We start from the raw sequence: 13,165 nt of genomic DNA, 5'->3' as shown, positions 1-13,165 counted from the left end.
CCTTCCTCAGGCGGCGAGTGCGATCGTGGTGAGAATGTCCGGCGAGAAGGCTGCCTCCGGCGGCGTCCAGGCACCGCCGTGGACGGCGGCGAGCGCAGCGCCAAGTTCGGGGCGGGCGGCGAGCAGCCGCACCATGGCTCGGCGGCGCGCCGCTCTGTCCGTCAGGCCGAAGGCGGTGAGCAGGTCGGTGAGCGCGCTGGCGAAGCGGAGTCGCCGCATGCGCTCGGTGCGTTCCTCCACGTAGCCGCGCAGCGCCGCCGGGGTCCACTCCTGACTGCTCAGGAGCGCCTCGCTCAGAACCCGGGCATCGCGGAGCGAGATGCTGAGTCCCTGGGCGGTGACCGGATTGCTCCAGCCGGCCGCGTCGCCGATCAACGCGACACCCGGCAGCACCAGGGCCTCGGTCCAGCTGTCGGTCATCGGGAAGGATGCGCACGGACCTGTCGGGGTGGCGTCCGCCAAGGCGTCGGCATGCGGCAGGGTCGGGGTGCGGAACGCTTCCAGGAAGCGCCGCTGCCGATCGCGGCCGGTGAACGGCTCCGGGTCGCCGACCGACCGCCCCACGTACAGGCGGACCATCCCGTCTCCCCGCGGAACGATGATGAACAGGTTCCGCCCGTCCACTCCGAGCGTCGTCTCGGTCCGGTCCCAGGCGCCGCCGTCGTCGGCGGCCATGCCGGTGAGCATCACCCGCGGCGTGCTGACGTGGAACGGGATCCGCAGGGCCGTCCGGGTGGCGGAGTTCTTCCCGTCCGCGACGACGGCGAGACGGCAGGAGACCGAGCGTTCGAGGCCATCGACCTGGTAGGACACCGACGGGCGAGCGCCCGGCGTGATCCGGGTGGCGGCCACACCCCGGATCACCTCCGCGCCGGCCTTGGTGGCAGCGGCGACGAGCGCCTCGCGGAGCTCGGGATGACCGACGCCGATCACTCCGGGCGATCCGGGTAACGCGGCGCTCAGATCCACGGCGGCGGCGCGCGCCTCGTCGACGGTGACGGTCTCGTCGTAGCGGACCATCCGCGTGATCACGGATGCCCCTGGCGCGCCGAGGATCGTCGAATCGAGGCCGAGAGCCACCGCCTCGAGGTACCCCCAGCTGACCATGCCCTCGCCGCGGACGACGTCGCGGTAGACCGCGTCGCGCTCCAGCACCAGCACGCCCAACCCGGTCGACGCCAGCCTCGCGGCGATCGCGCCGCCGGCTACGCCGCCGCCGATCACGACGATATCGGTGTTCAAACCCGAGCCGCCTCTCTCATTAACCACCAGTAAATGGGCTCATTAACCATGGCACAATGGGTTCGGCCGGCGCAGCAGGATTCGCAACCGCGTCGGGAGCCAGAGGGGAGACCGGGCGATGAGTCGTCCGCGCGGCGGTACCCAGGCGTCGCCGCTGTCGGTGCGGGACGTGGTGGGCGCGGCCCTGCAGATCACCGCCCGCTCGTCGCTCGATGCGCTGACGATCCGCGCGGTCGCCGCGGAACTGGGCGTCACGTCCCCCGCTGTGCACTACTACCTCCGCGGGCGGGAAGACCTGCTCGATCGTGTCGTCGAGGCGGTCGCCACACAGATCGACGTCGAACTCGACGCGGGCACCGACTGGCGGGACCAGTACGTCACGCTCGTGCTGCGCATGGACCGGACTTTCCGCCGCTACCCCGGCGTCGGAGCGCGGGCGCTCTCGGCGACCGGCGGAACGTCGTCGGCCGCGCAACGGCTGACCGAGACGGCCGTGGGCATCCTGCGGCGCGCCGGGTTCGCGCCGCAGGATGCCGTCGAGGTGTTCGCCGCGACCTTCCTGCTGTTCACGGGCTGGCTCGTGGCGCGGGGGATGGCCGAGTCGGACACCACCCACCCGGCCCTGCGGGCTGCCGGTGACGATGCGGCCGAGCTCACCGACGCGCTCCTCGAACGGTCCCTACGCCGACTTCTCTGACATCGGTGTTACCTGCCATTCCTGTGCGTTGGTGATCAACGCGGCCTAAAACGGCCTGCTCTAGCGGCAATTCAGGGATCGCTCTTTACACGGGTGGGGGTGACTGACCTAACATCTGCTGCACTATCTGACAGCTGTGACACCTAAGTCGGGCCGGCCCCGGAGCACCCATCAACGACGAGGTTGCGATGAGACGTCAGAGCATTGACGCGTCCGGGGGTTACGCCACCGGACCTTCCGAATCACCCGCCTCCCGCCGCAGCACCATCGGCGGGGAGGTGCGCCCGGCATGAGCCAGCACCTCGTCTTCCTCGCGCTCGGTCTGGGCAACGGCGCCGTGTTCGGCGCACTGGCACTGGCCCTGGTGCTCACGTACCGCAGCTCCGGGGTGATCAACTTCGCCACCGGAAGCATCGCCCTGCTCGGTGCCTACGTGTACGCGTTCCTCCGCGACGGCCAACTACTGGTCCTGATACCGGGCCTGCCCCGGACGCTGGACCTGGGCACCCAGCTGGGCCTGGTGCCGGCGATGGTGATCGCGGTCGCGGCTACCGCGCTGCTCGGTCTGGTGCTCTACCTGCTGGTGTTCCGGCCGTTACGGAACGCCCCGCCGGTCGCCAAGGCGGTCGCCTCCCTCGGCGTCTCGCTGGTGATCACGGCGCTGATCGCGGTCCGGATGGGAACCACCGCCGTCGCGGTCGAGCCGATCTTCGCCACCGACCTGTGGACGGTCGGAGCGGTCCGGGTCCCCGCCGACCGCGTCTACCTCGCGGTGACCGTGCTCGTCCTCGCGGTCGGGCTGGCGGCGGCCTTTCGGTTCACGCGGTTCGGGCTGGTGACGCGCGCCGCGGCGGAGAGCGAGAAGGGCGCTTACCTCAGCGGTGTGTCCCCCGATCGGGTCGCGGCCTACAACTGGGTGATCAGCTCCGGGATCGCCGGGCTCGCCGGGATTCTCATCGCGCCGATCGTTCCGCTGATCCCGGTGTCGTACACGCTGTTCATCGTGCCGGCGCTGGCCGCGGCGATCCTCAGCCGGTTCCAGTGGGTGTTCTGGGCCGTACCGGCGGGCCTGGCCATCGGCATGCTCCAGTCGGAGGCCCAGTACCTGCAGACCTCGGTGTCGTGGATGCCGAAGTCCGGCGTCCCGGAACTGGTGCCGCTGGCGTTGATCCTGCTTGTTCTCGTGGTGCGGGCCCGCCCGCTGCCCGGTCGCGGTGCGGTGATCGTGCAGACCCTCGGGCGAGCGCCCCGTCCGCGCCGCCTGCTGCTGCCGACCGTGCTCCCGGCGGTGGTCGCCGCGCTGGCCGTCGTCCTGCTGACCGACCAGTGGCGCAACGGGCTGATCTCGACGTTCATCTTCGGTGTCATCGCGCTGTCGGTCGTCGTCGTCACCGGCTTCGCGGGTCAGGTCTCGGTGGCCCAGCTGCCGCTGGCGGGTACGGCCGCGTTCCTGCTCGCCCCGATCGCGGACCGGTTCGGAGTTCCGTTCCCGATCGCGCCCGTGCTGGCCGCGCTCGGCGCCGTGGTCATCGGTGTGGTGATCGGCCTGCCTGCGTTGCGCATCCGCGGGCTCACCGTCGCCGTCGTGACGCTGGCCCTCGCGTTCGCGCTGGAGGCGCTCTGGTTCCGTAACACCGCGCTGGTCGGCGCCGACGGCCTCACGGTCCCGTCTCCGACGCTGTTCGGCCTCGATCTGGGCGTCGGAGCCGGTGCCGCGTTCCCGCGGGTCCAGTTCGGACTTCTCTGTCTCGTGGTGCTGGCAATCGTCGCGGTCGGCGTGGCGCGGCTACGCACCAGCCGGCTGGGCTCGCAGATGCTGGCGATCCGCGCCAACGAACGGGCGGCGGCCGCCGCGGGCGTCGACGTCGTCCGGGTCAAGCTGGTCGCGTTCGCGCTGGGAGCGTTCATCGCCGGCATCGGCGGGGCGTTGCTCGCCTACAAGTTCGGCACCGTGACCTTCGACCCGTACACCGCGATCCTCGGGTTGACGTTCTTCGGTGCCGTGTACCTGGCCGGCATCACGTCCGTGTCCGGTGGTCTGCTGGCGGGCGTCACCGCCGTGAGCGGCATCTTCTACACGCTGGTCCACGACTTGCTGGGCACCGGGCTGTGGTACGAGGTGATCGCCGCGACCCTGCTGGTGCTGACCGTGATCGTGAACCCGGAAGGCATCGTCGGCCCGGCGCACGCCCTGCTGGAGCGCCGCCGGCTCCGCCGGACCGCGGAGCCGCTGGTCGATCCGGCGGCGGCGCCGGCGGACCAGCCGGAGTCGCCGGAGCCGGAGGTGCCCGCCCCGGCCGCGGACCTGGGCGAGCCGCTGTTGACCGTGCGTGATCTGACCGTGCGGTACGGCGGGGTGGTCGCGGTCGACGGGTTCTCGCTCGACGTACCCCGCGGGTCGATCGTCGGCCTGATCGGACCGAACGGCGCGGGCAAGACCACGGCCATCGACGCGATCAGCGGCTTCGCCGTCGCGTCCGGCTCGGTCAGCCTCGGCGGACACTCGCTCGACGGGCTCCGACCGCACCAGCGGATCCGCGCCGGTCTGGGCCGCACGTTCCAGGCGATCGAGCTCTACGGCGATCTGAGCGTCCGGGAGAACGTCGTCGTCGGACTCACCGCCCGAGCCAGGAGCCACCGGCAGGCGCAGGAGCGTCTGGCGGAGACGCTGGACACCCTGGGGCTCACCGCGCTGGCCGACCGCCCGGCCGGCGAGCTCTCCCAGGGGCAGCGGCAGCTCGTTTCGATCGCCCGAGCGCTGGTCGGGAACCCACAGGTGCTGCTGCTCGACGAGCCGGCCGGCGGCCTGGACACCGCGGAGAGCCACTGGCTGGGCGAGCGCCTGCGCGATCTGCGGGCCGCCGGGGTCACGATCCTGATGGTCGAGCACGACATGAGCCTCGTGCTCAGCCTGTGCGACCAGATCACCGTGCTCGACTTCGGCACGGTCATCGCATCCGGCCCACCGGAGACGATCCGCACCCATCCCCGCGTCGTTGAGGCCTACCTCGGCTCGGCGCACGCCGAGGAGGTCTCGGCATGAGCGAGACCCCGGTGCTGGAGCTGCGCGGGCTGGAGGCGGGATACGGTTCCGTTCCCGTTGTGCGCCCCCTCGACCTGGTCGTTCCGGGCGGCACGGTCCTGGCCGTGCTCGGGCCGAACGGTGCGGGCAAGACCACGCTGATGATGACGCTCGCCGGCCTCCTGCCGCGACTGCGCGGTGAGGTGCTGGTCGACGGTAAGCCGACGCCGTCCTCCCGCCCCGCGGCGACGAACCGCGCCGGACTGGTGCTGGTGGCCGATGACCGTGCTCTGTTCACCACGTTGTCGGTACGGGAGAACATCGGTATCGCCGCGCGTTCCGGAGGCCCGACGCTCGACGAGGTCCTCGATCTCTTCCCGGCGCTCCGGCCACGTCTGAACGTAGCGGCCGGTGCCCTCTCCGGCGGCGAGCAGCAGATGCTCGCGATGGCGCGTGGCCTGGTGCAGCGCCCGCGCGTCCTGCTCGTCGACGAGATGAGCATGGGCCTGGCGCCGGTCATCGTGGAAGACCTGTTGCCGGTCGTCAGGCGGATCGCCGATGAGACCGGTGCCGTCGTCGTCCTCGTCGAGCAACACGTCCGCCTGGCCCTGGAGGTCGCCGACCGGGCCGTCGTGCTGGTCCACGGCGACGTCGTGCTCCGCGGCGAGGCTGCCGAGCTCGCCGCGAACCCCACCACGCTCGAGGCGGCGTACCTCGGCGCAACCGCTTGAGTACCTGGTCACCCACCCCCATCGAAGGAGCATCTCCATGCCCGCAGCACATAGACGTGCACGGTTTGGACTCCCCGCCGTTCTCCTGGCCGTCGCCCTTGCGGCCACTGCCTGTGCGGACAGCGGCAGCGGGAGCGACGACCCGACCCCCGGAGCCGAGGCGCTCGGCCCGGAGAAGGCAGCCGCCGGCGCGCCGGTGAAGATCGGCTGGGTCGGCACCGGCCGGACGCAGACCGTCGACACCACCGACGAGCAGAAGGCGGCGGAGGCCGCGGCCGAGTACGCCAACAAGCACCTCGGCGGCCTCGGCGGACGCCCGATCGAGCTGGTGACCTGCGAGGCCAAGGAGAGCCCCGCGGACGCCCAGGTCTGCGGGAACAAGTTCGTCACCGAGAAGGTGTCGGCCGTGACCGCCGGCACGTCGTCGCAGGTCGACCCGTGGGTGAAGATCGTCAACGCGGCCGGGATCCCGGTCGGGATCAACTTCGCGTCCACCCAGGTGGTCCTCAGTACTCCTGGCGTCTTCATCTGGGCCAACCCGGTGGCCGCCTACGGGACTCCGGCGGCCTATGCCAAGCAGGAGAAGCTGTCCAGCGCGGCGATCATCGTCATCGACGTTCCCGCAGCCAGCGGCCCCGCCAAGACGCTGGGGCCGGCGCTGTTCAAGAACGCCGGGGCCACCGCGGACGTGGTGGCGATCGCACCGGGCACAGCGGACATGACCCCGCAGATCCAGGCCGCGCAGAACAAGAAGCCCGAGATGTACTTCGTCCTGGGCGACCCGACGTTCTGCGGTAGCGCGATCAAGGCGATCAAGACGCTCGGCATCACCCAGCCCGTGCTCGCACTCGACCGGTGCATCGGCAACGACAAGGGCGCGTCGATTCCCGGCGGCTTCACCGACATCAAGATCGTTACGCAGGCGGTCACCGAGCCCGGCGACGCGGAGTACAAGCTCTTCCAGGCCGTGCTCTCGGCGTACGGCGACGGCACAGCGGTCAGCTCCCAGGCGATCAGTGGATACCAGGGCCTGCTGAGCCTGGTCCGTACGGTCAACGCGTCCGGCTCGAAGGACCTGAGCCCGGAGGGTGTGCGGAAGGCGATCGCGGCGGCACCCGCCACCAATTACCCCCTCGGGGGCGGCGCCACGTTGAAGTGCGACGGTAAGGCGCTGCCCGCGGTGTCGCCGAACCTGTGCTCGACGGTCGGTGTGATCGCCGACGCGGCCCAGGACGGCGCGCTGTCAAACTTCACGGTTCCGGACTCCACCGGCATCTACCAGCTGGGCTGAGTGTCCATCCGAGGGCCCGCGTCCGATCCGGACGCGGGCCCTCGGATGTCTGGTCAGGACGCGCGGAAATGCTGGACGAGCGGCCCGAGCAGTTCGGGCGTCGAACCGTGCAGGGCGATCTCGTCGGCGCCGGCGGTCAGGTAGGTGCGCACCCGCTCAGCGCAGAGCGCCGCGGGACCGGCTGCCGCGGACGACTCCAGCCAGTCGGCCGGAATCAGCTCGCGGGCGACGTCGACCAGTTGGTCGCGCGTGTAGTGATGATCGGCGGCCCCACGGATGCCGGCGAACATCGGATGGGCGCGGAGCGTGGCGAGCGGGGCCGGATCCCAGCCGTTGATCGTCGCGAGGTTCTCCCCGAAGCCGGGGATCTGGAAGTACGTGAGCGCCCGTGCGGTGACCACCGCGGCCTCCTCGCGCGGCGGAAGATCGGGCGCGACGACAACCGTGGCGTAGACGCGCACGGCGGCCGGATCGCGCCCGGCTTCCTCGGCGGCCCGGCGCACCGACTCGGCCGACCGCTTGACCGCGTCCGGCGTCAGGAAGGGGTGCAGCAGCACGCCGTCGAAGTGTGCGCCGGCCAGCGCCAGGCTCTTGGGTCCGATCGCGGCCAGGACCAGCGGGGGGACCGGAGCGTCCGGCAGATCGCCCAACCGCATTCTCGGGTAGTTCCCGGCCGGGCCTTCATAGGAGACCCGTTCACCGCGGCACAGCCGGCGGACGATGTCGGCGGCGTCCACCAGGACGGCGTTGGTCACCACGGGAAGGCCGACGGCCTTCCAGGTCGCCGCCACCGACCGGCCGACGCCGAGCACGAACCGCCCGCCGGTCATCGCCTGCGCGGTCATCGCCATCGACGCCAGCGTCAGCGGGTGCCGGACGCCGAAGTGGGTGATGCCGGACGCGATCCGTACCCGCTCGCTGGTGGCACCGATCGCGCCGGTCAGCACCCCGAGATCCTTGGTGCCCCAGCGTTCGCTGAGCCAGACGGTGCCGAGCCCCAGATGCTCGGCCGTGCGGGCCTGGCCGACGGCGAGGCGGGGATCGGGAACCCGGCCGGGAAGTACGTACGCGCCGAGCCGTTCGAGGTCTGTTCCTGGAGCCGTCACCACCATATTCTGACATCATGTATCCGTTCGGGCCAGTAGTTGAGGGGCCGACCGAACCGTTACCCGCGACGTCGCGGGGCGGCGAAGGGAGGGCAGTGTCGTGACCGTTGCCACGCGCCGGGACGTGGAGTCGACCCGCACCCGGCTCACTAGCTGGCTGGCCGAGAAACTGCGTGCCGCCGACGTCGCGGTCTCCGAGTTGGTGATCCCGGAAGCCGGCTACTCGAACGAGACCGCGTTCTGCGAGGTGTCCTGGACCGACTGGAAGGGCCGCCGGGTACAGCGATCCCTGGTGCTGCGGATCGAACCCACCGGGCACCAGCTCTTCGCCCGGCCGGACGCGGTCTTCCAGGCCCGGATGATGACCACGCTGGCCCGTGCGACGACGGTGTCGGTGCCCGAGGTTCTGTTCGTCGAGACCGACGCTGACGTGTTCGGCGCGCCGTTCTACGTCATGGAGCGGGTAGCCGGCCGGATCCCACCGGACGTGCCCAGCTGGCACCGCAAGGGCTGGGTGACCGGCCTGGATGCCGCCCAGCGGGCCCGGATGTACGACAACGGACTCCGGGCCCTGGCCCAGTTGCACGCCGTCGACGCGCACCGCTACTTCGGCTTTCTCGAACCGGCGGACGGCCAGCCCTCGTTCGACGCCTACCTCGACGGTCTGCGTGCCTGGCACTCCTGGGCCGAGCCCGACGTCCGCTACGACGCCGACGTCGTGAAGGCCGCCGTCGCGTACGTGGACGCGGCGCGCCCGTACCGCCCGGAGGAGGTCGTGGTCTGGCGCGACGCGCGGCCCGGCAACATCATCTTCGCCGACGATCTCTCGGTAGCGGCGCTGCTGGACTGGGAGACGTCCACGCTCGGCCCTCCCGGCGTCGACCTGGGCTGGTGGGTGGTGTTCGAGGAGTACCTGTGCGAGGCGCAGGGGCTGTCGCGGCTGGAGGGTGTGCCCGGCCGCGAGGCGACGATCGCGCGCTACCAGGAGCTCACCGGTCGCGAGATCCCGGACGTCGGCTACTACGAGGTGCTCGCCGCGCTGGAGCTTTCGCTGATCACGAGCAGGCTGACCCGCCTGCTCATCGAGGACGGGCTGGCCGAGCGGATCGCCGTCGAGTACACGACCCGGGTCACCGGCATGCTGGCCGGGAAGCTGGCCCGGGTCGGCGCCTGAACGCACGAATGGCCCGCCTCGTGAGGCGGGCCATTCGTGCGCGGTGAGGTCAGTCCGACGCGGGGAGCGGCTTGGCCGCCTTCAAGGCCAGCGGTTCGGCGCCGACGGCCAGTGAGCCGGCGCCCGCCCGGACGCAGAGCACCTCGAGGCCGGTGCCCTCGTGCACATACCGCTTGCCGATCTGGGTGCCGCCGTCGAAAGGAGCGGTGGGCTCTCCGGCCGCCGGCGAATCGGCCTTGGCGTCGGCCATCGAGGTGCCACCGCACCGCAGGTCGACGTCGGCCGCTCCGGCGACGACAACCACCTCGGTGGTGCACGCGGTGGACCGGAGCCGGGTTCCCGGCTTCGTCAGAACGCTCATGTCAGTACTCCGTTTCTGACGGATTGTTAGCTGCCGAGACGAAGGCCGGGCGCACGGGTACGGAAGACGTCGGTCGCGAACACGGAGCCCAGCTTCGCGGCGTCCCAGCGACTGCCGCCGTTGGTGATCGCGGGCCCCTTCGTCCAGCCCCCCATCAACTCGATCGTCTCGCCGATGGCTCGGACGACCTGGCCGCTGACGTAGCCGGCCTCCGGGCTCGCGAGCCAGGCGACGACCGGGCTGGCGAGCGTCGGGTCCTTCGGGTCGAATTCGCCGTCCGGACGCTCGTCCGGCTCCAGCGGCGTCGGTCCTTCGCCGCCGATGGTCGCCGACAGCCGGGTGATGCCCCCCGGGCTGATCGCGTTCACGGTCACGCCGATCCGAGCCAGCTCCAGGCTGAGCGTCTGCGTGAGCCCGACGATCGCTGCCTTGGCCGGCCCGTAGTTGGACTGTCCGAAGTTGCCGTGCAGCCCGGCGCCGGACGTCGTGTTGATGATCCGGCCGTAGACGGTGCCGCCGCTCTCCTTCGCCGCGGCTCGCCACCGCCGGGCCACCGCTCGGCTGGTGAGCCAGCTGCCCCGGACGTGGACCCGCATCACCAGGTCGAAGTCGTCGGCAGTCATGTTCCAGATCGCCCGGTCGCGGACGATGCCGGCATTGTTGACGAGGATGTCTAGGCGGCCGAAGTCGGCGAACGCCCGCTCGATCATCGTCTCGACCTGGCCCTCGTCGCCGACATCGCTGTAGTCGGCCACCGCCTTGCCGCCGCGCCCGCCGATCACGTCGACGACCTGGTCGGCGTCGCGGCCCGAGCCCTCACCGGAGACCGACGTCCCCAGGTCGTTGACCACGACGGTCGCGCCGTGCCGCGCGAGTTCGAGCGCGTGCCCCCGACCGATGCCATGCCCGGCACCGGTCACCAGGGCGATCTTGCCTTCCAGCAGGCCTGTCATCGGGTCGGTCCTCCTGTCGCCGGCCGGAACACGGTGGCCGTCAGCTCGTCGTCGAGTGGGATGAAGTCCGCCTCCAGCGGCATGCCGATCCGGAGGTCCGCGGGGTCACAGCCGACGATGTTCGTCATCAGCCGGGGCCCCTCCTCGAGTTCGACCAGGGCGGCCACATACGGCAGCCGCTCGGCGAACGGCGCGAGGTCGTTCATGTACACCGTGGAGTGGGTGTAGAGCGTGGCGTGTCCGCTGGCCCGCTCCGGCGCGACCTCGGTGCTCCAGCAGAACGGGCAGAACGGGCGGGGATAGTGGTGTGCCCGTCCGCACGCGCCGCAGCGGGCGACGAGCAGCCGGCCTTCACGAGCGGCGTCCCAGTACGGACGGCTCTCGTCGTCGGGGGTGGGGAGATCGGCGCGGGTCATCAGTGCCCTCGGAACTGGGGCGCGCGCCGCTCCACGAACGAGCGGACGCCCTCGGCGGAGTCGTGTGCGTGGGACTGCAGCTCCTGCGCCATCGCCTCGGCCGCGAACGCCGCCGCGCGATCGCCGTCCAGCGAGGTGTTGAACAGCCGTTTGGTGAGCGCTATCGCGCTCGTCGGTGCATCTGCCAGGCGGGTGGCGAGCTCGTCCGCGGTCTTCGCGAGCTCGGCGGCCGGAACGACCCGGTTGACCAGTCCCAGCGCCAGTGCCTCCCGGGCCGGCAGCGCGTCGCCGAAGAACGCCAGTTCCTTGGCCTTCTGCAGGCCGATCCGGCGGGGGAGCAGGTAGGCGCCGCCGCCGTCCACGACCAGTCCGCGTCGGACGAACGATTCGAGGAACGTCGCCTCCTCGCTCGCGACCACCAGATCAGCCGCGAAGGCGAGGTGGGCGCCGATGCCCGCGGCCGGGCCGCCGACGACGGCTACGACCGGCTTCCCGCAGTCGAGCACCGCGCTGACCAGCCGCTGGGCGCCGTTCTGGATCCGTCGCGTCGCGTCGCCGACGTGCTTCTCACCGCCTGCCGCGCGGTCGCCGGCCAGCGCCTTGACGTCGGCCCCGGAGCAGAAGTGCCTGCCGTTCGCGGCGAGCACGACTACTCGGACCGAGGGGTCGGCGTCGGCGTCGCTCAACGCCGCGATCACCGCGTCTCGGTCGGCCGGGCGCAGCGCGTTGGCCGCGGACGGCCGGTTGAGCGTGATCCGGCGGATCCCGTCGTCGTCCGTCACCAGCACCGCGGCCTCGGGAGTCTCGGAGACCGCTCCGACCGCGGCCGCGGCGATCGCGGTACCGGCGTCGCTCGCCGCGGCGGCCTCAACGGTGGCGCCGGGGGTGTCGGAGCTCATCGGGGAACCTCCACCGTGGTCGGCGTGAACTCGGCACGCAGGTGTTTGATGCCGTGCAGGAAGTTCGAGCGCAGCGGGTCCGGCTCCCCGACCGCGTGGATGTCGGGCAGCAGCTCGAAGAGAGTCCGGAACGCCACCCGGAGCTCCAGCCGGGCGAGATTGGCGCCCAGGCAGTGGTGCGGGCCCGGCGCGCCGTAGGAGACGTGAGGATTCTTCGGCCGCCGGAGGTCGAAACGGGTGGCGTCGGGGAAGTAATCCTCGTCCTGGTTCGCCGAGCGATACCAGAGCACGACCTTGTCGCCCTCGTTGAACACCTGGTCACCCAGCCGGACGCCGTCGGCCGTCACGGTTCGGCGCATGTAGAGCACGGGGGAGGCCCACCGGACGATCTCCTCGACCGCCGCGGCGCTGTGCGTGTCCGGGTCGGCCTGCCAGAGCGCCCGCTGCTCGGGGAACTGCGTGAGCGCGACGAGTCCGTGCGAGATCGCGTTGCGGGTGGTCTCGTTGCCGGCGCCGACCAGCAGGATGAAGAACCGCGCCAGCTCCTCCGGCGACAGGTTCTCGTCCTGCGCGGCGACCAGCGTCGTGATCAGGTCGTCCCGCGGGTCGGCGATCCGCTCGGCGGCCAGCCGCTGCAGAAGCTCGGCGAGCGCCTCACCGGCGGCGAAGACGGAGCGGGCGACCGCGCGGGGGGTCTGGTCGGGCACGTACTCCGGGTCGCTGGCGCCCAGGATGATGTTGGTCTGGTCGAAGATGAATTGCTCGTACTCGCGCGGGATCCCCATCATGTTGTTGACGATCCGTAGCGGCAGCAGCGCGGCGACCTCGGTGACGAAGTCGCACTCCCCTCGTTCGGCGACGTCCCCGATGATCTGCCGGGCCGAGGCGGCGACGTCCTCGCGCAGCCGCTCCAGCGACTTGGCGGTGAAACCCCGCGAGACGATCCGGCGCATCCGGGCGTGCTGCGGGTTGTCCATGTCGATGATCGAGCCGCGGTACTCCCGCAGTGAGGGGGGCTGGTCGAAGATCGTCGTGCCCAGTCCGGAGCAGAACTCGTCCGGGCGGCGGCTGACCTCCTGGACGTCGGCGTAGCGGGTCAGCGCCCAGAACCCGCCGCCCCGCAGGTCACCGGAGAGGTCGCGCTCCGGGACGTACGGACGTGGGTTGTTCGCGCGTAGCGCGGCGAACAGCGCGTCCCGCTCGGCCACCGGCCGCGTCCACCAGGACAGGTCGTCCAGCTCCGCGCCGGGGCTCACATGGGTACTCGTCATCG

The 13,165-nt window shown here is 71.2% G+C and carries 12 protein-coding genes; 5 read left to right on the top strand and 7 right to left on the bottom strand.

What is annotated here, in order from left to right; all coding sequences use genetic code 11:
• Positions 1-6: 6 nt before the first annotated feature.
• Positions 7-1,242 carry an FAD-dependent oxidoreductase gene (locus BUB75_RS13235; RefSeq protein ID WP_073256543.1) on the bottom strand — a complete coding sequence of 412 codons (1,236 nt, stop codon included), beginning with the start codon at positions 1,240-1,242 and terminating at the stop codon, positions 7-9.
• 118 nt (positions 1,243-1,360) lie between these two features.
• Between BUB75_RS13235 and BUB75_RS13230 the strand changes: the two genes are divergently transcribed.
• The 4 genes from BUB75_RS13230 (at position 1,361) to BUB75_RS13215 (ending at position 6,983) form a co-directional block, all read left to right on the top strand.
• The gene (locus tag BUB75_RS13230) at positions 1,361-1,939 is read left to right on the top strand and encodes a TetR/AcrR family transcriptional regulator (RefSeq protein ID WP_073256540.1); all 579 of its coding nucleotides are present in this window, start codon (positions 1,361-1,363) and stop codon (positions 1,937-1,939) included.
• A gap of 289 nt (positions 1,940-2,228) precedes the next feature.
• The gene (locus BUB75_RS13225; protein WP_073256537.1) at positions 2,229-4,982 is read left to right on the top strand and encodes a branched-chain amino acid ABC transporter permease/ATP-binding protein; all 2,754 of its coding nucleotides are present in this window, start codon (positions 2,229-2,231) and stop codon (positions 4,980-4,982) included.
• A complete protein-coding gene (locus tag BUB75_RS13220; protein ID WP_073256534.1) occupies positions 4,979-5,692 on the top strand; it encodes an ABC transporter ATP-binding protein in 714 nt (237 codons plus the stop codon). The genes BUB75_RS13225 and BUB75_RS13220 overlap by 4 nt, the downstream gene beginning before the upstream one ends.
• A gap of 37 nt (positions 5,693-5,729) precedes the next feature.
• A complete protein-coding gene (locus BUB75_RS13215; RefSeq protein WP_073256531.1) occupies positions 5,730-6,983 on the top strand; it encodes an ABC transporter substrate-binding protein in 1,254 nt (417 codons plus the stop codon).
• A gap of 53 nt (positions 6,984-7,036) precedes the next feature.
• Here BUB75_RS13215 and BUB75_RS13210 read toward each other — a convergent pair whose 3' ends face one another.
• Complete coding sequence (locus BUB75_RS13210) at positions 7,037-8,089, bottom strand: TIGR03857 family LLM class F420-dependent oxidoreductase (RefSeq protein ID WP_218617476.1); 1,053 nt, start codon at positions 8,087-8,089, stop codon at positions 7,037-7,039.
• Positions 8,090-8,189: 100 nt separating this feature from the next.
• Between BUB75_RS13210 and BUB75_RS13205 the strand changes: the two genes are divergently transcribed.
• The gene (locus tag BUB75_RS13205; protein ID WP_073256524.1) at positions 8,190-9,263 is read left to right on the top strand and encodes a phosphotransferase family protein; all 1,074 of its coding nucleotides are present in this window, start codon (positions 8,190-8,192) and stop codon (positions 9,261-9,263) included.
• A 49-nt stretch (positions 9,264-9,312) separates the two neighbouring features.
• Here BUB75_RS13205 and BUB75_RS13200 read toward each other — a convergent pair whose 3' ends face one another.
• From BUB75_RS13200 to BUB75_RS13180, 5 genes are read right to left on the bottom strand one after another with little or no spacing between them, the layout of a single operon-like run.
• Positions 9,313-9,624 (bottom strand): hypothetical protein, encoded by a 312-nt coding sequence (locus BUB75_RS13200; protein WP_073256522.1) that lies wholly within the window; start codon positions 9,622-9,624, stop codon positions 9,313-9,315.
• Between the two features lie 26 nt (positions 9,625-9,650).
• Positions 9,651-10,577: an SDR family NAD(P)-dependent oxidoreductase gene (locus tag BUB75_RS13195; protein ID WP_073256520.1), complete on the bottom strand. Its 927-nt coding sequence runs from the start codon at positions 10,575-10,577 to the stop codon at positions 9,651-9,653.
• A complete protein-coding gene (locus BUB75_RS13190) occupies positions 10,574-10,993 on the bottom strand; it encodes a Zn-ribbon domain-containing OB-fold protein (protein WP_073256518.1) in 420 nt (139 codons plus the stop codon). Before BUB75_RS13190 ends, BUB75_RS13195 begins: the two co-directional genes overlap by 4 nt.
• Positions 10,993-11,892, bottom strand: coding sequence for an enoyl-CoA hydratase/isomerase family protein (locus tag BUB75_RS13185; RefSeq protein WP_084740970.1), 900 nt, complete (start codon positions 11,890-11,892; stop codon positions 10,993-10,995). The genes BUB75_RS13190 and BUB75_RS13185 overlap by 1 nt, the downstream gene beginning before the upstream one ends.
• Entirely contained in the window at positions 11,889-13,163 is a 1,275-nt protein-coding gene (locus tag BUB75_RS13180; RefSeq protein WP_073256516.1) for a cytochrome P450, read from the bottom strand. The genes BUB75_RS13185 and BUB75_RS13180 overlap by 4 nt, the downstream gene beginning before the upstream one ends.
• Positions 13,164-13,165: the final 2 nt, after the last annotated feature.

Source organism: Cryptosporangium aurantiacum, from assembly GCF_900143005.1.
Lineage (GTDB): Bacteria > Actinomycetota > Actinomycetes > Mycobacteriales > Cryptosporangiaceae > Cryptosporangium > Cryptosporangium aurantiacum.
Note: the sequence above shows the minus strand (reverse complement) of the source record. Positions and strands in the feature narration are given on the sequence as shown.